Genomic DNA, 22,270 nt, shown 5'->3' on the forward strand with positions numbered 1-22,270 from the left:
TCAGAAAGTGAAGCCCATGCGCAGGTGCAGGCGGAATTGTTGGGTTTTCAGGCCGTAGGCGATATCGGCCTGGACGGGGCCCACCGGGCTGGCCCAGCGGATGCCGGTGCCCACGCCGGTGTGGACGGTCATCTGGTTGGGCTTGTCGGCCACGCTGCCAGCATCCACGAACACGGTCTGTTCCCAGTCGGAGCGGTTGCCGCGCACGGTGATGGGGCGCTGCCATTCCACGCTGCCGGTCACCATGTAGCGGCCGCTGATCAGCTTGCCCAGCTCGTTCTCCACCCCGATGGATTGGTAGCGGTAGCCGCGCACCGTGGTGTCGCCACCGGTGAGGAACAGCTGGGTGGCGGGAATGTCCACGCCGTCCTTGGCAATCACGGCGCCGCCGGCGGCCCGCAAGGCCAGGCGGCTCTGGCGCCGGCCTGCCTGGTCCGGGTCACCCAGGCCGATCAAGGTGAGCCAGCGGGCGGACACGCGGCCAAACGGCTCGCGTTCCGGCGTGAGGGTGGTGCCGGCGCCGACTTCCCAGGCAAAACCGAAACCGCTGGTGGGCGAGATGGGGTTGTTGAAGTACCGCCCGGTCCAGCCGTAGTTGGCGGTGACCGACGAGCTGCTGCTGGGCGCCCCCGTGCCTTGCAGCTTGGTGAAGTCGTACTGCAGGTAGTAATTGCGGTCGATGCGGTCGGCGCTCTTGGTGCGGCCGAACTGCAGCTGCAGGCTGTTGGTGTTGTAGTCGCCCAGCTCCTCGCGTTCCGCCTTGGCGCCGGTGAACCAGGCCCAGCCGTCTTCGTTGGGCAGGTCGACCAGGCGGGTGGACAGCAGCGGGTTCTTGGTGTCGAGCTGCAGCTTGCTGACCGCGCGCCAGCCCAGGCCGGGCACCCGGTTGTGGATGTGGTCCACAGACAGGCGCGGGCCCGTGTCGGTGCTGGCGCCGACACCGAACACCCACTTCTGCAGCCTGGCTTCGCGCACCTGGGCAATGACGGGTGCATGCACTTCGGACTGGCCGGGTTGGGCAGCATCGGTGTCCAGGGTCAAAAACACCGAATCGAAATAGCCGCTGTTGGACAGGCGCTGCTGTGCATCCAGCAGCGAGGTCTGTTTGTATTCCTCGCCCACCGGCATGCGGGCGATGCGGCGCATGCCTTCCGGGTCATAGCGCGGTGGGGCGTCGACATCCTGCTCGCCATCTTCGGTCCGGGTGCTGTAGCTCAGTTGCAGCGGGCCAAAGTAATACGCGGGGCCCGGTGCATAGTCGATGGACAGATCGGCCTTCTGGGTGTCGGCGTCGATGTCTGCCTTGCTGCTGGCAATGCGGGCTGTGGGAAAGCGCTGGGCCTGGAGGCTGCGCAGCCCCTGGCTCTTGGCGCCGCCCCAGGCCGACTGGGTGAATGGTTCGCCCGCTGTCAGGCCCCAGTTCTTGCGGATGTCATCGCGCTGCCAGTCGCTGTGGGTTTCTTCGGCGTTCAGGCCGGAGAAGCGGATGTCGGCCGTGCGGATGGTGGTGGGCGGGCCGGGATCGACCTTGACGGTGACCTCCATCGGCGCCTCTTTGGCGTCGGGCGTGTCCTTGAGTTCCAGCTGGATCTGGGGCGAGAAATAGCCCAGCGTGCCGATCAGGTCGCGGATGTTGCTATCGGAGGCATTCAGCAGGCTGACCACTTCGCGGCGGCGCAGATCCGGGTGCTGGCTGAAGCGCACCAGCTCCAGGTGCTTTTCCAGCAGTTCGCGCACGCCGTCGGGAGCCTCGACCTCGACGCTGAAGCTGGGCGGCCCGGAAGGCACGGACGCAGCGGCCGCGTCCGCGGAGTGGTTCTTGGAGAGCAGACTGCAGCCGCTCAGCAATAGCGAGCCGGCCAACAAAAACGCCGACCCTGGGGCCGGCGCCGTTGTGGGGGAAAGCATGGGCATTTCCCTATTTTGACAGCAGCCTCATGGTTTCTTCCAAACCCTTCAGTGACAAAGGGTACATCCGGCCGCCCACCAGGCGGCGGATCAGGTCGATGCTCTGGCGGTACTCCCACACACCCTGCGGTTCGGGATTGACCCAGGCATGGTGCGGGAAGGCATGCGTCAGCCGCTGCAGCCATTCGGCGCCGGCTTCCTCGTTGTTGTATTCCACGCTGCCGCCAGGCTGGGTGATCTCGTAGGGGCTCATGGTGGCATCGCCCACAAAGATCAGCTTGTAGTCCTTGTTGTACTTGCGGATGATGTCCCAGGTGTCGAACTTCTCGCCAAAGCGGCGCTTGTTGTTCTTCCACATGAAGTCGTAGACGCAGTTGTGGAAGTAATAGAACTCCAGGTGCTTGAACTCGCTCTTGACGGCGGAGAACAGCTCTTCGACGCGCTGGATGTGGTCGTCCATGGTGCCGCCCACGTCCATCAGCAGCAGCACTTTCACATTGTTGTGGCGCTCCGGCACCATCTTGATGTCCAGCCAGCCGGCGTTGGCAGCCGTGCTGCGGATGGTGTCGGGCAGGTCCAGCTCCAGCTCGCCGCCCTGGCGGGCGAACTTGCGCAGGCGGCGCAGCGCCACCTTGATGTTGCGCGTGCCCAGCTCCTGCGTGTCGTCGTAGTCGCGGTAGGCACGTTGCTCCCACACCTTGACGGCGCTGCGGTTCTTGCCCGGGCCGCCAATGCGGATGCCCTGCGGGTTGTAGCCGCCGTGGCCGAAGGGGCTGGTGCCGCCGGTGCCTATCCATTTGTTGCCGCCTTCGTGCCGGCCCTTCTGCTCCTCAAGGCGCTTCTTGAGCGTCTCCATCAGCTCGTCCCAGCCCATTTTCTGGATGGCGGCCTTCTGTTCGTCCGTCAGCTCCCGCTCCAGCATCTTGCGCAGCCATTCGGCGGGCAGTTCCTTGGTGAAATCGGTCAGCATCTCCACGCCCTTGAAGTAGGCGGCGAAGGCACGGTCGAACTTGTCGTAGTGCTTCTCGTCCTTGACCAGGGTGGTGCGGGCCAGGAAGTAGAAATCATCCATGCTCCAGCCGTCTTCGCTCTGGGGGCCGACCACGCCTTTTTGCAGCGCTTCCAGCAGCGTGAGCAGTTCCTTGACGGACACCGGCAGCTTGGCCGCCCGCAGGGTGTAGAAGAAGTCAATCAGCATGGTGGGAACTCCGGGCGCTCAAGGCTGGCGCAGGTGTTGCTTCATCTTGTCGAGCAACTGGGCGCGGCTTTCCGGCCATTCGCCGGCGCGCAGGCTGTACATCACCGTGTCGCGGATGGTGCCGTCGCGGCGCAGTGCGTGGCCGCGGATCACGCCGTCCTTGCGGGCGCCCAGGCGTTCGATGGCGCGCTGGCTGGCAAAGTTGAAATTGTCGGTGCGCCAGCCCACCACATGGCAGCCCAGTGTGTCGAAGGCGTGGCCCATCATCAGCAGCTTGGCGGTGGTGTTCACATGGGTGCGCTGGCAGCGCTGGGCGTACCAGGTGTAGCCGATCTCCACGCGCTGCACGGCCGGCAGGATGTCGTGGTAGCTGGTGCTGCCCAGCACTTCGCCGGAGGCGTCGTCCAGCACGGCAAAGGCAAAGCGGTTGCCGGCCGCGCGCATCTGCAGCGCGGTCTCGATGTAGGCACGGGTGTCCTGCGGCTCGGGCACCGAGGTGACGCGGATGTTCCACAGCTGTCCATCGGCCGCCGCTGCACGCAGCCCTTCTTCATGCGCCAGTTCCAGCGGAACCAGGCGCACGCCATGGGCTTGCAGGGTGACGGGGGTGACGAAGGCTGTGGTGTTCATGGTGTGGGGTTCCAACAATCGGTTCCAGACATTCTCGCGCGCGCAAGCTGACAGAAGCTGGCGGGTGTGCGGCCATTCAGGGGCGTTCTGCACCCTGCGCACGCTGTGCGCGGGCGGCACGCCAGCGCCGCGCCAGCTGCAGGCCCAGGCCGCCGCCCAGGCCGACGCAGACAATGCCCAGCAGGCTGGTGGCGCCATAGCCGGCATCAAAGATGTTCCAGCCCGCCGCCTGGCCCAGGCCATAGCCGGCCAATGCGCCCGCAATGAAACCCACGGCGTCGCTGACGCCTTCCAGCAGCAGTTTCTTGGCAGTGCTCATGGTCTGTCTCCCTGTGTGTATGGTGAACGTTTGACCATAGCAGGGCGGGTGGGCGGGCGGCAGCGGGTATGCCCTTTGCGCGCCTGTTCAGCGGTTGCGCTGGTTCATGAAAACCAGCTTTTCGAACAGGCTTACATCCTGTTCGTTCTTCAGCAGCGCGCCCACCAGCGGCGGCACGGCCACCTTGCTGTCGGCCGATTGCAGGGCTTCGGGCGGAATGTCTTCGGCCAGCAGCAGCTTGAGCCAGTCGATCAGTTCGGAGGTCGAAGGCTTTTTCTTCAGTCCCGGGATGCTGCGGATGTCGTAGAAGCTCTTCATCGCTGCCGTCAGCAGCTCGCTCTTGAGCGTGGGGAAGTGCACGTCCACGATCTGGCGCATGGTCTCCGCTTCGGGAAACTTGATGTAGTGGAAGAAGCAGCGGCGCAAGAAGGCGTCGGGCAGCTCTTTTTCGTTGTTCGAGGTGATGAAGACCACCGGCCGGTGCTTGGCGCGGATCATCTCGCGCGTCTCGTAGCAGTAGAACTCCATGCGGTCGAGTTCGCGCAGCAGGTCGTTGGGGAATTCGATGTCAGCCTTGTCGATCTCGTCGATCAGCAGCGCCACGGGCTGATCGGCGGTGAAGGCCTGCCACAGCACGCCTTTGACAATGTAGTTCTGGATGTCCTTGACCTTCTCATCACCCAGCTGCGAATCGCGCAGGCGGCTGACGGCGTCGTATTCATACAGGCCTTGCTGGGCTTTGGTGGTGGACTTGATGTGCCATTGCAACAGTGGCATGTCCAGCGCGTCGGCCACTTCCTCGGCCAGCATGGTCTTGCCGGTGCCGGGCTCGCCCTTGACCAGCAGCGGACGCTGCAGCGTGATGGCTGCGTTGACGGCCAGCATCAGATCCTGGGGTGCGACGTAGTTCTCGGTGCCTTGGAATTTCATGGTCTATATCAGCGTAAACATTGATTAGGGCGCTTGACGGTTCTCGCCATAATGAATCTGTGTGAGCCAAATCCCAGCTAAAACTTCCCAAGGATTGTGCGCGCAATGAATAAAAAGCTGTCCACGATAGGGCTCTTGGTTGTCGCTTCTGTGACCTTCACAGCATCGGCCCAGGAGATCAAGGGAGACGCCCAGGCGGGCGCAAACAAGGTGGCCATGTGCATAGGCTGCCACGGAATCGAAGGCTACCAGGCCAGTTTTCCCGAGGTGTACAAAGTGCCCAAGATTTCGGGCCAGAGTGCACGCTATATCGAATCGGCGCTGGCCGCCTACAAGAAGGCGGACCGCCGCCATCCCACCATGCGGGGCATCGCGGATTCACTGACCGAACAGGACATGGCCGATGTGGCCGCTTTCTATGCCGGTCAGAACGCGCCAGCGGCCGGCTCTGCCGGCGCGGCCAAGGCGCACGATCCGGCGCCCGCCGTGGCGGCCCTGATCCAGAAGGGGGCCTGCTTCTCCTGCCATGGTGAAGGCTTTGCCAAGCCCATCGACCCGGCCTATCCCAAGGTGGCGGGCCAGCATGCCGACTATGTGTATGCCGCCCTCAAGTCCTACCAGCGCGATGCCGGGAAGGGCACGGTGGGGCGCAGCAACGGGGTGATGGGCGGCATCGCCAAGCAGTTCACGCTGCAGGAATTGAAGCAGCTGGCGGGCTATATCGGCTCGCTGGAAGGGGATCTGCACACGGTGCCGGAATCACGCTTTCGCTGACAGGCTGCCGCACGGCGGCATGGTCACACCGCTTTCCGCAGCCCGCCTTGTGCGGGCTTTGTGTTGGTGCGTTCGGCGCATGCATGGCATGAAAAAGGCCGCTTCAGCGCCGGGTGTGCGCACCAGCGGCCTGTGCCTCGGGATGTGCGGCAGGTGGTCGCCTGGTGGGCGTGGTCTGCCGCTCAGTCCTGGGTGGCGCGGCGTTGCACCGCTGCCACGTAGGCGTTGCCATCGGGCGGGCGGCCGCTGCGCTGGCTTTCCCACAGCATGGTGCCCAGGCATTCCATCACTTCATGGTGGGCGTCATGCAGATCGCGCTTGCGGGCCAGCAGCTCCACGGCCTGGCGGATGCCGCGGGGGGAGTCCACGCTGCACTGCTCGCTGATGGACAGGTGCATGGACAGGTGCAGGAACGGGTTGGTGCGCTCCGGTTCGGCGTCGTAGTTGCGCGCCACGGCGGCGTCCACATCGTCCAGCTCGGCAAAGTATTCGGGGTGCTCGGCAATCCACAGGCTGGCCAGCGTCTCGATGGCTTCCATGGGGGATTCGCTCTTCATCTTGGCGCGCACGCTGCAGAAGAAGCGTCGCACGTCCGCTTGCGAAGGGTTGAAAATCATGGCCGGCAGCGTAGCACGGGGGCAGTGGGCCGCGCTGGCCGCGGCATTCAGCTGCGCGTGGGCCTGTGTCGCCCCGGGCGCCGGCACGCCATGCGGGGCAGGCGTAAGATGCGCCGCTTTGGTGCATTGCCGTGGCAATGCGGTGTGGCGACGGCAGGGCAGGTGTGGCATGGATGTGCAGACGTGGTGGGCTTTCTTTATGGCGTGTTGGCTGATTGCCTTGTCGCCAGGGTCGGGCGCGGTGTTGTCCATGAGCCACGGGCTGAACTACGGCCTGCGCAAGAGCAGTGCCACGGTGTGTGGCCTGCAACTGGGCCTGCTGCTGATTCTGCTGGTGGCCGGCGGCGGCGTGGGCACCTTGCTGATTGCCTCGGAATGGGCGTTTGCGGCGGTGAAGATCCTGGGCGCCTGCTACCTGATCTACCTGGGCTGGAGCCAGTGGCGCAGCGTGGGCAACGGTCTGGACATCGGCCATGCCCAGGGCGCTCCGGCCCTGACCTGGCGCCAGCGCGTGCTGGCCGGCTTTCTGACGAATGCCACCAACCCCAAGGGCATCATCTTCATGGTGGCGGTGCTGCCGCAGTTTCTGACCGAACAGCGCCCGCTGTGGCTGCAGCTGGTCATCATGTCGGCCACCTGCATCGGTGTGGACATGGTGGTGATGCACGGCTATGCCGGCAGCGCCAGTGCACTGCGCCGCTGGATGCGCAGTCCCGAAGCCATGCGCTGGCAGAACCGCGTCTTTGGCGGTTTGCTGATGCTGGTGGGGATTGGTCTGTTCTTTGTGCAGCGTGGCGCCAGCCACTGACAGCCGCTGACAGCACCGGTATCGACACCATCGCTGCACGCGGGCAGCGCATGAGCGGTCTGTTGCTCCATCGCTAGCGCGGACTCAGAGTCCTGGGGCTTTCCCTCAACTGTCCCATTACCGACAAAGCCTGTGCGGACTGCTGGCTACAGTGGGCCGCATGACGAAACGACGCTTTGCCTCTTACGCCGATGTGCGTGCTTCCGTGGGCCAGGATGTGGCCGTGACGGACTGGATCACCATCACCCAGGAGCAGGTCAACCAGTTCGCCGAGGCGACGGGCGACCACCAGTGGATTCACGTCGATCCCGAGCGGGCCAAGAACGGCCCGTTTGGTGCACCGGTGGCCCATGGCTATCTGACGCTGTCGCTGCTGGCGCAATTCATGCAGCAGACGGTGACGGTGGAGGGTGCCAAGATGGGCGTGAACTACGGTCTGAACAAGGTGCGCTTTCCCGCGCCTGTGCCCGTGGGCAGCCGGCTGCGCGCCCACATCAAGCTGCTGGCGGCCGAGCCGGTGCAGCCCGACGGCATGCAGATGACCTGGGGGGTGACGGTGGAGCGCGAAGGCAGCGACAAGCCCGTGTGCGTGGCCGAGTCGCTGAGCCGCAGCCACGGTGCGGCCCAGGGCTGAGCCCAGCCCCATCTCTTTTCCAGTCCCATGAAAAAGCCCCGTCTGCGCAGGCAGCGGGGCTTTGCATTGGAGCGGTCTTGCCAGGGGCAATCGCGCGGGCTGCGGACTTACAGCTCGCCGTGCACGATGCTGCCGTCCTTCATGGCGGCCAGGGTTTCGGCACGCACGGCCTCGCGGCTCACGGCCGAGCGGGTGGCCAGCTCATCGGCACGCAGTTGCACCTGGTCGCCTTCGGCCACGGCCATGCGGTGGTTCTGGCGGGCATCCTGCAATTCGGCCTGCACCTGCGCGCGGGTCAGGGTGCTGTGGCTTTCCACCACGGGGGGCCAGCCTTGCTCGCCCAGGGGGGCCGAAATACCGGCGGCCTGGCTGCCCAGTGCGGTCAGGGCCAGAGCGGCGGCGATGCTGAGGGTGTGAATGCTTTTCATGGAATGTCCTTTTCGTTCAACTTCCGGTGTGGCGCTGTGGCGTTACCGTATGGATGAACTGTAGATCGTTCCATTTATGAAGATAAGCATGTAAATTTACGACTCATTGTTTCGAATTCATTGTCAATGAGGCGGAACTTTTGCACCACTTGAGGCATCGTGCACCGAAGCGGTGCTGCTGCGGGCTCAGCCTGCCGTCTGGCCTGCGGGGGCGGCAAAACCGTTCTGGCGCCAGGCCTCGAACACCGTGACCGCCACCGCATTGGACAGGTTCAGGCTGCGTTGGCCGGCCACCATGGGCAGGCGCAGGCGCTGGCTTTCGGGGAAGCTGTTGCGCAGGTCGGCAGGCAGGCCCCGGGTTTCGCAACCGAAGACCAGCCAGTCGCCAGGCTGGAAGGCCAGGTCAAACGCCGGGCGGCTGCCGTGGGTGGTCATGGCAAACATGCGCTCGGGCGCGGGTTGCATGGCGGCCAGAAAGGCCTGCCAGTTGGCATGGCGGCGCACCGGTGCGTATTCGTGGTAATCCAGCCCGGCGCGGCGCATGTGGCGGTCTTCCATGGAAAAGCCCAGGGGCTCGATCAGGTGCAGATCGCAGCCGGTGTTGGCGGCCAGGCGGATGACGTTGCCCGTGTTCGGTGGAATCTCGGGCTCAACAAGAACAATGTGGAACATAAGGGGCGTATTGTCCGCTGTGACCGCCGTCCCTGCGGTGTGCACCCCTATGGCGCTGGCATGGGGCTAGGGCGTGCGGGCCAGGGCCACGGCATGCACCTGGCTGGCGCCGGCGGCCAGCAGGGCCTGTGCGGCAGCCTGCAGGGTCGCGCCCGTGGTGATGACATCGTCCACCAGCAGCACGGTCTTTCCACGCAGCAGGCCCTGGTGTTGCGGCGGCACGCTGAAGGCGCCGCGCAGATTGCGCAGCCGTGCGGCACGGCCCTGGCGCATCTGGGTGGGCGTGTCGTGCGTGCGTTGCAGCAGCTGCGGCTGGATGGCCGGGCAATCCAGCGCGCGGGCCAGCAGCAGTGCCTGGTTGTAGCCACGGCTGCGCAGGCGCTGCGGGGACAGCGGGATCGGGATGGTGAGCGCGCAACCGTCGCGCAGCGCGGGCCAGGCGGCGTGCTGCTGCAGCCATTGCGCCAGATGGCGGCCGATGGCCGGCTGGGCATGGAGCTTCCACTGCGTCAGCGGCAAGGCCCAGGGGTAGCCGTAGTCTACGGCGACCAGACAGTGCTGCAGCACCGGTGGGTGGCGCAGGCACTGCCCGCAGTGTGCGCCCGCGTGCGCGTCGGGCAGACGCAGGGCGCAGCTGCGGCAGCGCGCCACAGTCTGTGCAAAACGCGCCTGGCATTGTGCGCACAGCGGCTGCGCGGGCCAGCTGCCGCAGGCCATGCACTGGCTGGGAATGCGGGCGGATAGCCATGCCGGGATGTGCAGACGCATGGAATCAATATACTGCCGCCCGCAGCGCCACCGTCATGCCGGATGCGCGCCGACTGTCCGATTGCCTCCCCATCTGTTGTTCCATGTCTACTGCTCTGCCGCCCACCATCGACCCCGTTGCCGCCGCCCGCTGGCAGGCCCAGGCGCCTGCGGCATCGCCGTGGCTGCACGAAGAGGTGGCACGCCGCATGCAGGACCGCCTGCAGTGGATGGCCAAGCCACCGCAGTCGTGGCTGGACTGGGAGCCGGTACGCGGTGGACTGCAGGCACACGCGCTGGTGGCACAGCGCTACCCGCAAGCACATTCCTGGGTGCATGAGCCGCAGGCACAGCGCGCCGAAGCGGCGCACAAGGCACTGGGCAAGGCATGGTGGAGCATGGAGCGCTGGGCGGGCAAGCAACCCCGCTTTGGTATGCCGCCTGCCGGGCAGGAAGTGGACATGCTGTGGGCCAATATGCAGCTGCACATGGCGGCCGACCCGCTGGCATTGCTGGCGCAGTGGCACAAGGCCCTGGCGGTGGATGGCTTTGTGATGTTTTCCTGCCTGGGGCCCGACACGGCCCATGAACTGCGCGATGCCTACCAGCGGGCAGGCTGGCCGGCGGCGGGCCACAGCTTCACGGACATGCACGACTGGGGCGACATGCTGGTGCAAAGCGGCTTTGCAGAGCCGGTGATGGACATGGAGCGCATCACGCTGACCTTTGCTTCGCCAGAGCGTCTGCTGCAGGAATTGCGCGAGCTGGGATGCAATCTGCATCCGCAGCGCTTTGCCGGTCTGCGCGGACGGCAATGGCGTCTTGACCTCCATCAATTGCTGGACGGCGCGCTGCGTTTACAGGAGCAGGATGGACAGCTGGCGTTGACCTTCGAAGTGGTCTACGGCCATGCTTACAAGCCAGCACCCCGGGTCCGTGCGGCCGGGGAAAGCAGTGTGCCGTTGGACGATATGCGGGCGATGTTGCGGCAAGGTCGCAACACGGGTTTGCGATAACACAAAAGGCGCTTATGCCCCTTTGATTCCACGCAAAGCGACCTACAATTTTTTCAACCACTGACACACGAGCTTTTCTCCAGACCGCATGACTCCAGGCTGGGGAGAGGGCCCCCACGGCCGCATGCCGTCAGGAGAAAAAAATTGGTGTTTCGCATTGCCTTGGAGTCGGGCCTGCGCCCTGCGCGCGCACAGGCCTGCATGCTGAAGTTTCACACGACGCAGAGGGCGTCTTCTCGGGCTTTTCAGGCTGTTTCCTGGAAACGCGTCGGCACTGCTTCATCCACTATTTTCTTTGCGGCGGCACAGGCTGTGGTGCTGCGGTTGGCGGCTGGCCTGCATGCAGGCATGGATCGATGTGGGCACACCCGTGGGAGCGGGCTGCGTCGCGCTGGTTGGTTTTTCTGAGTTGAGTGCGAGCAGGCGTGCGGCTGTAGCCCCCTGCCTGCCAGGTTCCCTGTTTCTAGTGGCCTAAGACTTGAGCGAGAACTATGAAAAGCATCCCCTTTCGGCCCCTGCGTCTCACGATGATGTCCGCTGCAGCCTGGATGGCGCAGGCGGCCTATGCGGTCCAGGACCTGCCCGGCGGCCCTGCGGTGCGTCAGCTCAATCTGCACCCCCCGGTCACGCGCATCGCGCAGGAGCAGCATTTTCTGCACTGGATGATGCTGGGCATCTGCACGGTGATCTTCGTGGCCGTGTTCGCGGTGATGTTCTATTCCATCTGGAAACACCGCCGTTCCCAGGGTGCCAAGGCCGCCAATTTCCACGAATCGGCCACGGTGGAAATCGCCTGGACCATCGTGCCTTTCATCATCGTGATCCTGATGGCCTTGCCGGCCACCAAGGTGCTGGTGGCGCAGAAGGACACCACCAATGCCGACCTGACCATCAAGGTGACGGGCTACCAGTGGAAATGGGGCTATGACTATCTGAAAGGGGAGGGCGAGGGGCTGAGCTTCATCTCCACGCTGGACACCAGCCACCGCGTGCTGTCCAACAGCGGCAATGTCAAGGATGCACCGCCCGACTATCTGCTCAAGGTGGACCAGCCGCTGGTGGTGCCCGCCGGCAAGAAGGTGCGCATCATCACCACCGCCAACGATGTGATCCACTCCTTCATGGTGCCTGCCTTCGGCATCAAGCAGGATGCGATTCCCGGCTTTGTGCGCGACACCTGGTTCAAGGCCGAAAAGCCGGGCGACTACTACGGCCAGTGCGCCGAGCTGTGCGGCAAGGAACACGCTTACATGCCCATCCATGTGAAGGTGCTGCAGTCCGACCAGTACAAGACCTGGGTGGAAGAGGAAACCAAGAAGGCGGCTTCCAAGCGCGATGATCCCAACAAGGAATGGAAGCTGGATGAACTGATTGCGCGCGGCGAAAAGGTCTATGCCGCCAACTGCGCGGTCTGCCACCAGCCCAACGGCAAGGGCGCTGGTCCCATCAAGGCGCTGGATGGCAGCCCGGTGGTGCTGGGGCCGTTGGCGGACGCCATGCATGTGGTGCTGGAAGGGCGCAACAACGGCGCCATGCCATCGTGGAAGGCGCTCAGCGATGTGGAGCTGGCCGCGGTGCTGACCTTCACCAAGAACCACTGGAGCAACAAGACCGGGCAGCTGATCCAGCCCATGCAGTTCAAGGATGCCCGGGGCGGCAAGTTCCCCGAAGGCGGAGCGGCCACCCCCAGCGCGGCGCCGCCCGCGGCGGCAGAGCCTGTGGCAGGGGCGGCTGCTGCCGCTGCCACGCCACAGCCTTACCAGGTGTTTTTTGCCACGGGCGACAAGGCGCTGAATGCCGAGGCGCAGGCCGTGGTGGCCCAGGCGGCGGAGTATCTGAAAGCGCATGCCGACAGCAAGGTGGCCCTGTCGGGCTTTGTGGATGCCACAGGCAATGCCGACCAGAACACCGAGCTGGCCAAGCAGCGCGCGCAGAACGTGGCCAAGGCGCTGACGGATGCCGGTGTGGCACAGGAGCGCATTGCCCTGCACAAGCCCACCACCATCACCGCAGGGGCCGGGGCCGATCAGCAAGCCCGTCGTGTGGACATCGTGGCCGCGCAGTGATGCGCAGCAGGCAGTGAATACCGGAGACATTCCTATGAGCGCCGTATACCCCCCATCCCACACCCCGGGTCCCGAGGTCGATGTCCATGGCGGCCACCATGACCATGGTGCGCACGATGACCACCATCACCACCAGCCCACGGGCTGGCAGCGCTGGCTGTACGCCACCAACCACAAGGACATCGGCACGCTGTACCTGCTGTTCGCCTTCACCATGCTGATGGTGGGCGGCGTGCTGGCGCTGCTGATCCGCGCGGAGCTGTTCCAGCCGGGGCTGCAGATCGTCAACCCCGAGCTGTTCAACCAGCTCACCACCATGCACGGGCTGATCATGGTGTTCGGGGCCATCATGCCGGCCTTCGTTGGTTTCGCGAACTGGATGATTCCGCTGCAGATCGGCGCCTCGGACATGGCGTTTGCGCGCATGAACAACTTCAGCTTCTGGCTGATGATTCCGGCGGCGATCATGCTGGTGACCTCGTTCTTCATGCCCGGTGGTGCACCGGCCGCCGGCTGGACGCTGTATGCGCCGCTGACACTGCAGATGGGGCCCTCGATGGACACCAGCATCTTTGCGATGCACATCCTGGGTGCCAGCTCCATCATGGGCTCGATCAACATCATCGTCACCATCCTGAACATGCGGGCACCCGGCATGACCTTGATGAAGATGCCGATGTTCGTCTGGACCTGGCTGATCACCGCCTACCTGCTGATCGCTGTGATGCCCGTGCTGGCTGGTGCCATCACCATGACGCTGACCGACCGCCACTTCGGCACCAGCTTCTTCAACCCTGCAGGCGGGGGCGATCCGGTGATGTACCAGCACATTTTCTGGTTCTTTGGCCACCCCGAGGTCTACATCATGATCTTGCCGGCCTTCGGCATCATCAGCCAGATCGTGCCGGCCTTCAGCCGCAAGAAGCTGTTCGGCTACACCTCCATGGTCTATGCCGTGGCCGCCATCGCCATCCTGTCCTTCATCGTGTGGGCGCACCACATGTTCACCACGGGCATGCCGGTCACCGGCCAGCTGTTCTTCATGTACGCCACCATGCTGATCTCGGTGCCCACGGCGGTGAAGATCTTCAACTGGGTGGCCACCATGTGGCGTGGTTCCATGACGTTCGAGACCCCCATGCTGTTTGCCGTGGGCTTCATCTTCGTGTTCACCATGGGCGGTTTCACGGGGCTGATCCTGTCGATGGCACCCATCGACACCCAGCTGCAGGACACCTATTACGTGGTGGCGCATTTCCACTATGTGCTGGTGGCAGGCTCCCTGTTCTCGATGTTTGCCGGCTACTACTACTGGGCACCCAAGTGGAACGGCGTGATGTATTCGGAGCTGCGCGGCCAGATCCATTTCTGGGGCTCGCTGATCTTCTTCAACATCACCTTCTTTCCCATGCACTTCCTGGGCCTGGCCGGCATGCCGCGCCGCTATGCCGACTACCCGATGCAGTTTGCCGACTTCAACATGCTGGCCTCCATCGGTGCCTTCGGCTTTGGCCTGATGCAGGTGTACTTCTTTGTCTTTGTGGTCTGGCCCGGCATGCGCGGCCACGGCGCACCGGCACCACAGAAACCCTGGGACGGCGCAGAAGGCCTGGAGTGGGAAGTGCCATCGCCAGCCCCCTTCCATACTTTCGAAAACCCGCCCAAACTGGACGCCACTGCAACCCGCGTGATTGGATAAGCCATGCACACCGCTCCCTCCAAACCATCGGCCGGTCTGCACGACCGCACCACGGCCTACCAGATGCAGCGCCAGAAGAATTTGCGCATGGCGCTGATCCTGGCGTCGATCGCGGCCGTGTTCTTTGTCGGCTTTGTGGCCAAGATGGCCTTGCTGCACTGAGATGCACACCGCGCTGCACCGCTTCGCGTCCTGCCCCCCGGGGGATGCCACCCTGCGCTGCGGGAGCGCCCCGGGTGGCCGTCCTGTGGCGGGCGCGCGCCGGTGGTCGCAGCGGCGGGGCCTGCGTCAATGCGCAGTGGACTGCGCACAGGAGGGGTGATGGCCGTACACCGCGACAACCTCCGGATGGTGGGCAAGCTGGCTGTGGTGGCCGTGGGCATGTTTGCCTTCGGCTATGCACTGATTCCGATCTACAAGCATGTGTGCGAGGCGCTGGGCATCAATGTGCTGGCCGTGTCGGAGCGGCAGGTGCCGGGCAATTCCTCGGCCGTGCCGGCCAACACCCAGGTGGACACCAGCCGCACCATCACCGTGGAGTTCGACGCCAATGCGCGCGGGCCGTGGGAGTTCAAGCCAGAACGCCGTTCGCTGCAGGTGCATCCGGGCGAGCTGGCGACGGTGATGTATGAATTCCAGAACGTGCAGAACCACCGCATGGCGGCGCAGGCGATTCCCAGCTATGCACCGCGCAATGCTGCACCGCACTTCAACAAGTTGGAGTGCTTCTGCTTCAACCAGTACGTGCTGGAGCCGGGGGAGCGAAAGGAATGGCCGGTGGCGTTTGTCATCGATCCCAAGCTGCCCAAGGATGTGACCACCATCACCCTGTCCTATACCTTCTTTGAGGTGGGGGGGAAGACGCCGCCCGCGCCCGTGGCCAGCGTGGTCACCGGCAAGGAGCAGTCATGACCGTACCGCCCCCCGCCGGACAGCAGCACCGTCTGTGGCATTCGATCAAGGCCGTGGCCTGGGCATTGCTGGGCGTGCGCAAGGGCAGCGAATACGAGCGGGATTTTGCACAGCTGCAGCCGCTGCAGGTGATCGCCGTGGGGCTGGTGGCGGTGTTTGTGCTGGTGCTGGGGCTGATCGCCCTGGTGAAATGGGTGAGCTGACAGAACAACAACTGCTGCAGCGTGCTGCGGCCTTCGCAAAAAACGACAGGAGCTGAGTCATGAGTGCATCGACCCCTGGAACAACGCCGTACTACTACGTGCCCGGCGTGTCGCACCATCCCATCTGGGCGGCAGCGGGCCTGTTTTTCGTGGTGCTGGGCGCAGGCAACTGGATCAACGGCCACGGCTGGGGCATGTGGTCGGTGCTGCTGGGCCTGGTCTGGTGGGGCGTGGTGCTCTACCAGTGGATACGCGATGCGGCGCGCGAGAGCGAGGCAGGGCTGTTCGGCCGCAAGATCGATCTGTCCTACCGCTGGAGCATGAGCTGGTTCATCTTCTCGGAAGTGATGTTCTTCGGCGCCTTCTTCACCGCCCTGTGGTGGGCGCGTGCGCATTCGGTGCCGGCACTGGGGGGCTTCGAGAATTCGCTGCTCTGGCCGGATTTCAAGGCCGCCTGGCCCTCGGTCTCTCCGGGCGCCACCACCTCGCCGGCGGGCACGGTGGAGCCGTTCCAGACCGTGGGGCCGTTCTGGCTGCCCACCATCAACACCGCGCTGCTGCTGACTTCGGGTGTGACGCTGACCATTGCCCACCACGCACTGCGCGCCGGCCAGCGTGCCCGCACCATCGCCTTCATGTGGGCCACGGTGATCCTGGGTTTTGTCTTCCTGTGCGTGCAGGGCTATGAATACCACCACCTGTACACGGACCTGAACCTCAAGCTCAACTCCGGCATCTACGGCTCCACCTTCTACCTGCTGACGGGCTTCCACGGCTTCCACGTGTTTGTGGGCATGCTGATGCTGCTGGTGATCACCTTGCGCCTGCACAGCGGCCATTTTTCGGCCCAGCGCCACTTCGGCTTTGAGGGGGCGGCCTGGTACTGGCACTTTGTGGACGTGGTGTGGCTGTTCCTCTACGTGCTGGTGTACTGGATGTGAGTTGGAACCAGGCAGGGCGATTGCCCTGCCGGTGGCTGGGCCCGAAGGTGCTGTCCGTGCCGGGGCTGTCAGCCGGCTGAAGGGATGGTGTCCTCAGAATGGCGGGGCTGCGGGGTCTGGCAGCGCTGCTTTGCGCAGCGATGGTGGCACAGTCCCCTGGCGGTGCCTACGAACGCAAGGGCAAGCCGGTGGGCTGGATGTACCCCAGTTTCCAGGCCAGCAGCAGGCAGAGGAACAGGGCGATCGACAGGCCCACGCGCACTGCCAGCGCACGCGCCATGCGGCGGCCGCGTTCGCTGTCCGACGGCGTGTCGTCGTCCTTGCGCAGCATGAAGAACAGGGCCGTTCCCAGGCTGGCGATGATGGCCAGAAAGGCCAGTGCAACAAGGTATCCCATGAAAGGCATTATCGGGTGAGTGTGAGGTGGCTTCCCAAGGGAATACGTGGATGGGTGGTACTGCTCGCCGCAGTGCTGTGCATGGCCCTGACGGCACGACTGGGCGGGTGGCAGCTGGACCGCGCGGCGCAGAAAGAGGCCTTGCAGGCCGCCATCGCGCTGCAGTCCGCGCAGCCTGTGCTGCGCAATACCGACTGGCCGGCACTGCGGGCCGCTGCGGATCATGCTGCCGAGCCGTCGGGCTGGTTGCACCGGCCCGTACAGCTGACCGGGCGCTGGCAGGCCGCACACACCGTCTACCTGGACAACCGCCAGATGCAGGGCCGGCCAGGTTTTTATGTGCTGACCCCGTTGCTGCTGGAGGGAGGCGGTGCCGTGGTGGTGCAGCGCGGCTGGGTGCCGCGCAATTTCCTGGACCGCACGGCCCTGCCGCCCATTGCCACCCCAGAAGGTCTGGTGCAGGTGCGAGGCCGCATCGCTGCAGCGCCCTCGCAGCTGTATGCGCTAGGGGCAGAGCCGGGCGTTGCCGACGTTGCGCGTATCCGCCAGAACCTGGATCTGCCGGCCTATGCGCAGCAGACGGGTCTGGCTTTGCTTCCGTGGAGCGTGGTGCAGACCGGCGCCGCCTCCGAAGGCCTGCTGCGCCAATGGCCGGTTCCGGATGCCGGGGTGTCCAAGCACTACGGCTATGCTTTCCAGTGGTTCGGTCTGTGTGCGCTGGTTGCACTGCTGTACCTGTGGTTCCAGATCCTGCGGCCGCTGCGCCGTCCCTCTTTTGATGCTGCCCATGCCCCCTGAATCGTCTGCTCCCCAGCCTTTGGGCCTGACCGTGCACAGCCTGCCGGAGGCCGGCGTACCCGAGCCGGCGCGCACCCGCAGCGGCCGCTGGAAGATGCTGGCCGTGCTGCTGGTCTGCGCGGCCCCTGTGATCGCGTCCTACTTCACCTATTACGTGGTCCGTCCCGAAGGACGCAGCAGCTTTGGCACGCTGATCGATCCGCAGCACCCCATGCCCGATGGTGTGCAGGGGCAGCGCCTGGACGGCAGTACCGTGCCGCTGGCCAGCCTGCAAGGGCAGTGGCTGCTGGTCAGCGTGGCCGGCGGCGCCTGCGAAGGCCGCTGTGCTGAGCATCTGTACCTGCAGCGCCAGCTGCGCGAGAGCCTGGGACGCGAGAAGGAGCGCCTGGACTGGGTCTGGCTGGTGAGCGATGCGGTGCAGCCCGATGCGGCCCTGCGGCCGGCCCTGGAGCAGGGCAGCGCGCTGCGCCTGCCGCGTGCGCAGGTGGCGCAATGGTTGCAGCCCGAGGCGGGCCACGCGCTGGAGGACCATCTGTACATCGTGGACCCCCAAGGCCACTGGATGATGCGCCTGCCCGCAGGCATGGAGCGCAGCAGCGCCGGCCGTGCCAAGCGCGATCTGGAGCGCTTGCTGCGGGCCTCTTCCTCCTGGGACCAGCCGGGGCGCTGAACCGGGGTGGCCTGCTGCGGCCCAAACCCTTGCGCAGCAGCCAGTCTCTCCGGAAATGTGCACCATGGCGCTGCATGGTGCGACCCTCGGGTTAGGATTTGCCATCCAGGCTGGGTGCGCCGCCTGCCGCAACGGTGGTGGTGGCCGCACGCAGCGTTTTGTATTTTCATGGTGGGTCCACCAGCCATGCCCCGTGTGACGGGTTGTGCGCTGACCCCGCCCATTGCGAGAGGGATCAGGATGGACAAACGACGGATGCTGCAAGGCCTGCTGGCCACTGGGCTGGTGGCCGGCATGGGCCTGGGGCTGGCGGGTTGCTCGCGCCAGCAGGAAGTCAAGCTGCAGGGCGTGGATGTGACGGGGGCCGAATACGCCAAGGACTTCCCGCTGCCCGACGCCGACGGCAAGCTGCGCTCCATCAAGGATTTCGCCGGCAAGGTGACCGTGGTGTTCTTTGGCTACACCCAGTGCCCCGATGTGTGCCCCACCACCCTGCAGGAACTGGTGGAGGTCAAGCAGATGCTGGGCGCCCAGGGTGACAAGCTGCAAGGGGTGTTTGTCTCCCTGGATCCGGAACGCGATACGCCGGAAGTGCTCAAGGCCTATGTGGGCAATTTCGACCCCGGCATGGTGGCGCTGACCGGCACCCCCGAGCAGGTGGCGGCCGTGGCCAAGGACTTCAAGGTGTTCTTCCGCAAGGTGGAAGGCAAGGTCCCCGGCGCCTACACGCTGGACCACACGGCCGGCCTGTACATGTACGACCCCCAGGGCCGCCTGCGCGCCTACCACCGCTACGGCGCTGGCGCCCAGCCGCTGGTGGCCGATGCCCAGGTGCTGCTGGCCGAAAAATAAGGGCTGATGCCGCTGGTAGCGGCATCAGGTCAAGGGCATCTTGCCGCAGGTCAATACCTGCGGCGTGCATGCCACGATAGCGCATCCCCAGAGATTGGTATTCGCTATGCATTGCGCGGTGGTGTTGATTTTTATCAACCGGGCACGTGGGACGGCTCCGCATATTGCACCTCTTCGGTGGACTGCCGTGAGCGCCGCATCCACCCGCAAAGCAACAAAGCGAAGGGGGTTTATGCGCATCAATCTGCCGGTCACCGCCGTGGAGCACCAGTTGCAGGATGGCGATACGCTGCTGTCTGCCACCGATCTCAAAGGCAACATCATCTATGCCAATGACGCCTTTTTGAGCACCTGCGGATACAGCTTCGAGGAGCTGCAGCAGCAGCCCCACAACATCATCCGCCACCCGGATACCCCGGCCATTCTGTTCGCCGACATGTGGGATACCTTGAAGCACGGCGCCAGCTGGACGGCCGTGGTCAAGAACCGCTGCAAGAACGGCGATTTCTACTGGGTGCGGGCCAATGCCAGCCCCATCCAGGCGGGCGGCAAGACGATTGGCTATCTGTCGGTGCGCACCAAGCCCACGGCGCAGGAAACCCAGGCCCAGCAGGCGCTGTATGACCTGCTCAACAGCGGCAACCACCAGTTGCAGGTGCGCCGCGGCTATGTATTCCCGCAGGGTTGGCGTGCCTGGTGGAGCCGCTTGCACTTTGTGTCGGCTACCACCAAGCTCTGCACCGGTGCCGCGGCCATGCTGCTGTGGGGCGTGGCGCTGGGTCTGGGGGCCGCCCTGGGCGTCCACAGCACGATCCTGCTGGCCATGGCGCTGGGCTGGGCATCATGCGCGCTGGGCGGCTTGCTGTGGATGGGGCGCCACCTGGTCTGGCCGCTGCACGCCGTGCTGCGCCAGGCGCGCCAGGTGGCCAGCGGGGAAAGTGCGCAGTCGCTGTTCCTGAGCCGGCGCGATGAAGTCGGCAGCCTGATGCGCAGTGTGGAGCAGGCGGGGCTGAACATGCGTTCCCTCGTCAGTGATATCGAAGGCAAGGCCGAGCAGGTCAGTGCTTGCGCCGGATCCCTGCAGACCGGCAATGTGCAGCTGGCGCAGCGCACCCAGCAGGCGTCGACCGATCTGGAGCAGGCGGCGCAAGCGCTGGCGCAGCTGGGGCAGACGATTGCCGGAACCCAGAGCCTGGCCGAGGCTGCCATGGTGCAGGCGCGCGAAGGCGTGCAGGGCGTGAGCCAGGGCCAGAGCTGCGTCGACCAGCTGGTCCAGGCCATGCAGGGCATTGATGTCTCCAGCAAGAAGGTGGCCGACATCGTGGGCATGATCGATGGCATTGCCTTCCAGACCAATCTGCTGGCGCTGAATGCGGCCGTGGAAGCCGCGCGGGCGGGAGAGCATGGCAAAGGCTTTGCCGTGGTGGCGGCGGAGGTGCGTCAGCTGTCGCAGCAAAGCGCCCAGGCCGCGCGGGACATCAAGAACCTGATCCAGGGTTCACGCCAGCAGGTGGAGCAGGGCCACGCTGCCGCCCAGACGGCACGCATCACCATGCATTCGGTGGTGGAAGGCATCGACAGCCTGGCCCAGTCCATGGGCCGTATCCTGGAGCAGACCCATGTGCAGGCGGCCGGCAGTGCGCAGATCAGCGACGCCGTGGCCCATTTGCGTGACCTGAGCGAGCAGAACCGCGGCATGGCCGAGGAAAGTGCCCAGCTCAGCGATGTGCTGGCGCTGCAGGCCCAGCGCCTGCACGGCGCAGCGGCGGTGTTCATCCCACGCCAGCGCCAGGCGTTGCAGACCCTGGAAGTCCGGGCCCTGGAAGCGGCCTGACAAAGGCGTGTGTAGATGCAGCGGCCTTCAGGGCCACCGGCATGCGTGGCGGAATGCACGGCGTGAAAAAAGGAGGCCCAGGCCTCCTTTTTTTGTGGGCGATCCGCCCATGGCTGCCAGGCCCTGCGGCCGCGCAGCGCTTACTGGCCGCGAATGCCTTGTTCGCGGATGATGGTGCCCAGGGCCTTCACATCCTGCTGGATGCGGTTGGACAGGCCTTCCGGGCTGCTGCCCACCACCTGCCAGCCCTGGACTGCCAGCTTGGCGCGCATGTCCGGGGTGCGCACGATGGCGCTGACGGCGGCGGCCAGCTTGTCCACATGGGCGCGTGGCATGGCCTTGGGGGCGGCCACAGCGTTCCAGATTTCCAGGTCAAAGTTCTGCACGCCCAGCTCCTTCAGGCTGGGCAGGCCGGGGGCCAGCGGGCTGCGGGCCGCCGAGGTCACGCCAATGCCGCGCAGCTTGCCGGCCTGGATCTGCTGCATGGCCAGCGCGGGCGGCAGCATGGACAGCTGCAGATCGCCGCCTTGCAGACCCTGGTACACCTGGGGGTAGCCGGCATAGGGCACATGTTCGGGCCGCAACGCGGAGCGGCTCTTGAGCAGTTCCATGCCCAGGTGGCCCACAGTGCCCACGCCGGGCGAGCCATAGCTCCACTTGCTGCCAGCCGCGGCACCGGCCGCGAAGAAGGCCTTGCCGTCCGGGGCATTGGCCGGTGCCGCCAGCACCAGTGGCGCCACGCCGATCAGGCTGACGGGCTGCAGGTCCTTCACCGGGTCGTAGCGCACGGCGGGGTTCAGCAGCTTGGCAATGGTCATATTGCCGTTGATCATCACGCTGAACGTGTGGCCGTCCGTGGCCTTGGCCACGGCTTCGGCAGCAATGTTGCCGCCCGCGCCCACCTTGTTTTCCACAATGATGGTCTGGCCCAGGGCTTTTTCCAGCGGTTCGGCCAGCGCCCGGGCCGTCAGGTCGGGGGAAGAGCCTGCGGGGAAGCCGACGATCAGGTGCAGGGGCTTGCTGGGCCACTGCTCGGCCTGGACCGCGCCCACGCTGCAGCCCAGGGCGGCCGCGCAGGCCAGGCTCATCAGGCTGCGGCGGCACAGCGTGGAGCGGGTGGATTCGGTCATGGCTTCTCCCAATGCAAAGTGATAGCTGCCTGCGCGGACGGCGTGACGGCGGGCAATAAAAAACCCGGAAATTATCCGGGTTTCAGG

Annotated in this window: 25 protein-coding genes; 14 read left to right on the forward strand and 11 right to left on the reverse strand. The window is 65.1% G+C overall.

The features are described 5' to 3' along the window. From B3349_RS09450 to B3349_RS09470, 5 genes are all read right to left on the reverse strand, one after another. On the reverse strand, nt 1-1,908 hold the full coding sequence (locus B3349_RS09450; RefSeq protein ID WP_291588389.1) for an autotransporter assembly complex protein TamA: 1,908 nt from the start codon (nt 1,906-1,908) through the stop codon (nt 1-3). A gap of 10 nt (nt 1,909-1,918) precedes the next feature. Next, entirely contained in the window at nt 1,919-3,106 is a 1,188-nt protein-coding gene (locus B3349_RS09455; RefSeq protein WP_279999767.1) for a vWA domain-containing protein, read from the reverse strand. Between the two features lie 18 nt (nt 3,107-3,124). Then, nucleotides 3,125-3,736, reverse strand: coding sequence for a GNAT family N-acetyltransferase (locus tag B3349_RS09460; protein WP_066539601.1), 612 nt, complete (start codon nt 3,734-3,736; stop codon nt 3,125-3,127). Between the two features lie 76 nt (nt 3,737-3,812). Continuing rightward, nucleotides 3,813-4,055: a hypothetical protein gene (locus B3349_RS09465; protein ID WP_291588390.1), complete on the reverse strand. Its 243-nt coding sequence runs from the start codon at nt 4,053-4,055 to the stop codon at nt 3,813-3,815. A gap of 87 nt (nt 4,056-4,142) precedes the next feature. Continuing rightward, nucleotides 4,143-4,985, reverse strand: a complete 843-nt coding sequence (locus B3349_RS09470; protein WP_291588391.1) for an AAA family ATPase — start codon at nt 4,983-4,985, stop codon at nt 4,143-4,145. Between the two features lie 105 nt (nt 4,986-5,090). On the opposite strand from B3349_RS09470, the gene B3349_RS09475 reads away from it, so the two are divergent. Next, nucleotides 5,091-5,759: a c-type cytochrome gene (locus B3349_RS09475; protein WP_291588392.1), complete on the forward strand. Its 669-nt coding sequence runs from the start codon at nt 5,091-5,093 to the stop codon at nt 5,757-5,759. Nucleotides 5,760-5,941: 182 nt separating this feature from the next. Here B3349_RS09475 and B3349_RS09480 read toward each other — a convergent pair whose 3' ends face one another. After that, on the reverse strand, nt 5,942-6,373 hold the full coding sequence (locus B3349_RS09480; RefSeq protein WP_291588651.1) for a DUF1841 family protein: 432 nt from the start codon (nt 6,371-6,373) through the stop codon (nt 5,942-5,944). A gap of 172 nt (nt 6,374-6,545) precedes the next feature. Between B3349_RS09480 and B3349_RS09485 the strand changes: the two genes are divergently transcribed. Then, nucleotides 6,546-7,184, forward strand: a complete 639-nt coding sequence (locus B3349_RS09485; RefSeq protein WP_291588393.1) for a LysE family translocator — start codon at nt 6,546-6,548, stop codon at nt 7,182-7,184. A 160-nt stretch (nt 7,185-7,344) separates the two neighbouring features. Next, nucleotides 7,345-7,818 (forward strand): MaoC family dehydratase, encoded by a 474-nt coding sequence (locus tag B3349_RS09490; RefSeq protein ID WP_291588394.1) that lies wholly within the window; start codon nt 7,345-7,347, stop codon nt 7,816-7,818. Between the two features lie 107 nt (nt 7,819-7,925). On the opposite strand, the gene B3349_RS09495 is transcribed toward B3349_RS09490, so the two are convergent. The 3 genes from B3349_RS09495 to B3349_RS09505 form a co-directional block, all read right to left on the reverse strand. After that, nucleotides 7,926-8,246, reverse strand: a complete 321-nt coding sequence (locus B3349_RS09495) for a DUF4148 domain-containing protein (RefSeq protein WP_291588395.1) — start codon at nt 8,244-8,246, stop codon at nt 7,926-7,928. 186 nt (nt 8,247-8,432) lie between these two features. Then, on the reverse strand, nt 8,433-8,918 hold the full coding sequence (trmL, locus tag B3349_RS09500) for a tRNA (uridine(34)/cytosine(34)/5-carboxymethylaminomethyluridine(34)-2'-O)-methyltransferase TrmL (protein ID WP_291588396.1): 486 nt from the start codon (nt 8,916-8,918) through the stop codon (nt 8,433-8,435). 66 nt (nt 8,919-8,984) lie between these two features. Further along, nucleotides 8,985-9,686 (reverse strand): ComF family protein, encoded by a 702-nt coding sequence (locus B3349_RS09505; protein ID WP_291588397.1) that lies wholly within the window; start codon nt 9,684-9,686, stop codon nt 8,985-8,987. 83 nt (nt 9,687-9,769) lie between these two features. Between B3349_RS09505 and B3349_RS09510 the strand changes: the two genes are divergently transcribed. The 7 genes from B3349_RS09510 to B3349_RS09540 all read left to right on the forward strand — a co-directional run bounded on the left by B3349_RS09510 (nt 9,770) and on the right by B3349_RS09540 (nt 16,502). Then, nucleotides 9,770-10,681 (forward strand): class I SAM-dependent methyltransferase, encoded by a 912-nt coding sequence (locus B3349_RS09510; RefSeq protein WP_291588398.1) that lies wholly within the window; start codon nt 9,770-9,772, stop codon nt 10,679-10,681. A gap of 491 nt (nt 10,682-11,172) precedes the next feature. Continuing rightward, complete coding sequence (coxB, locus tag B3349_RS09515; RefSeq protein WP_291588399.1) at nt 11,173-12,747, forward strand: cytochrome c oxidase subunit II; 1,575 nt, start codon at nt 11,173-11,175, stop codon at nt 12,745-12,747. Between the two features lie 34 nt (nt 12,748-12,781). Continuing rightward, entirely contained in the window at nt 12,782-14,446 is a 1,665-nt protein-coding gene (gene ctaD / locus B3349_RS09520) for a cytochrome c oxidase subunit I (RefSeq protein ID WP_291588400.1), read from the forward strand. Nucleotides 14,447-14,509: 63 nt separating this feature from the next. Continuing rightward, nucleotides 14,510-14,608 carry a cytochrome oxidase small assembly protein gene (locus B3349_RS09525; RefSeq protein WP_225608779.1) on the forward strand — a complete coding sequence of 33 codons (99 nt, stop codon included), beginning with the start codon at nt 14,510-14,512 and terminating at the stop codon, nt 14,606-14,608. A 159-nt stretch (nt 14,609-14,767) separates the two neighbouring features. Continuing rightward, the gene (locus B3349_RS09530) at nt 14,768-15,358 is read left to right on the forward strand and encodes a cytochrome c oxidase assembly protein (RefSeq protein ID WP_066539838.1); all 591 of its coding nucleotides are present in this window, start codon (nt 14,768-14,770) and stop codon (nt 15,356-15,358) included. Continuing rightward, nucleotides 15,355-15,561, forward strand: coding sequence for a DUF2970 domain-containing protein (locus tag B3349_RS09535; RefSeq protein WP_291588401.1), 207 nt, complete (start codon nt 15,355-15,357; stop codon nt 15,559-15,561). Before B3349_RS09530 ends, B3349_RS09535 begins: the two co-directional genes overlap by 4 nt. Before the next feature lie 59 nt (nt 15,562-15,620). Further along, the gene (locus B3349_RS09540; protein ID WP_291588402.1) at nt 15,621-16,502 is read left to right on the forward strand and encodes a cytochrome c oxidase subunit 3; all 882 of its coding nucleotides are present in this window, start codon (nt 15,621-15,623) and stop codon (nt 16,500-16,502) included. A gap of 166 nt (nt 16,503-16,668) precedes the next feature. Here the strand turns inward: B3349_RS09540 and B3349_RS09545 are convergent, their stop codons facing one another. Then, nucleotides 16,669-16,899: a twin transmembrane helix small protein gene (locus B3349_RS09545; protein ID WP_098066335.1), complete on the reverse strand. Its 231-nt coding sequence runs from the start codon at nt 16,897-16,899 to the stop codon at nt 16,669-16,671. Nucleotides 16,900-16,980: 81 nt separating this feature from the next. On the opposite strand from B3349_RS09545, the gene B3349_RS09550 reads away from it, so the two are divergent. The 4 genes from B3349_RS09550 to B3349_RS09565 all read left to right on the forward strand — a co-directional run bounded on the left by B3349_RS09550 (nt 16,981) and on the right by B3349_RS09565 (nt 21,053). Continuing rightward, nucleotides 16,981-17,697, forward strand: a complete 717-nt coding sequence (locus B3349_RS09550; protein WP_291588403.1) for an SURF1 family protein — start codon at nt 16,981-16,983, stop codon at nt 17,695-17,697. Further along, nucleotides 17,678-18,367 (forward strand): SCO family protein, encoded by a 690-nt coding sequence (locus B3349_RS09555; protein ID WP_414646871.1) that lies wholly within the window; start codon nt 17,678-17,680, stop codon nt 18,365-18,367. Before B3349_RS09550 ends, B3349_RS09555 begins: the two co-directional genes overlap by 20 nt. A 240-nt stretch (nt 18,368-18,607) precedes the next feature. Continuing rightward, entirely contained in the window at nt 18,608-19,219 is a 612-nt protein-coding gene (locus B3349_RS09560; protein WP_291588405.1) for an SCO family protein, read from the forward strand. A gap of 232 nt (nt 19,220-19,451) precedes the next feature. After that, nucleotides 19,452-21,053 carry a methyl-accepting chemotaxis protein gene (locus tag B3349_RS09565; RefSeq protein WP_291588406.1) on the forward strand — a complete coding sequence of 534 codons (1,602 nt, stop codon included), beginning with the start codon at nt 19,452-19,454 and terminating at the stop codon, nt 21,051-21,053. 140 nt (nt 21,054-21,193) lie between these two features. Here the strand turns inward: B3349_RS09565 and B3349_RS09570 are convergent, their stop codons facing one another. Then, entirely contained in the window at nt 21,194-22,183 is a 990-nt protein-coding gene (locus tag B3349_RS09570; RefSeq protein ID WP_414646872.1) for a Bug family tripartite tricarboxylate transporter substrate binding protein, read from the reverse strand. Between the last annotated feature and the right edge of the window lie 87 nt (nt 22,184-22,270).

This window comes from Comamonas sp. UBA7528, assembly GCF_002479375.1.
Taxonomy (GTDB): Bacteria; Pseudomonadota; Gammaproteobacteria; order Burkholderiales; family Burkholderiaceae_C; genus Comamonas.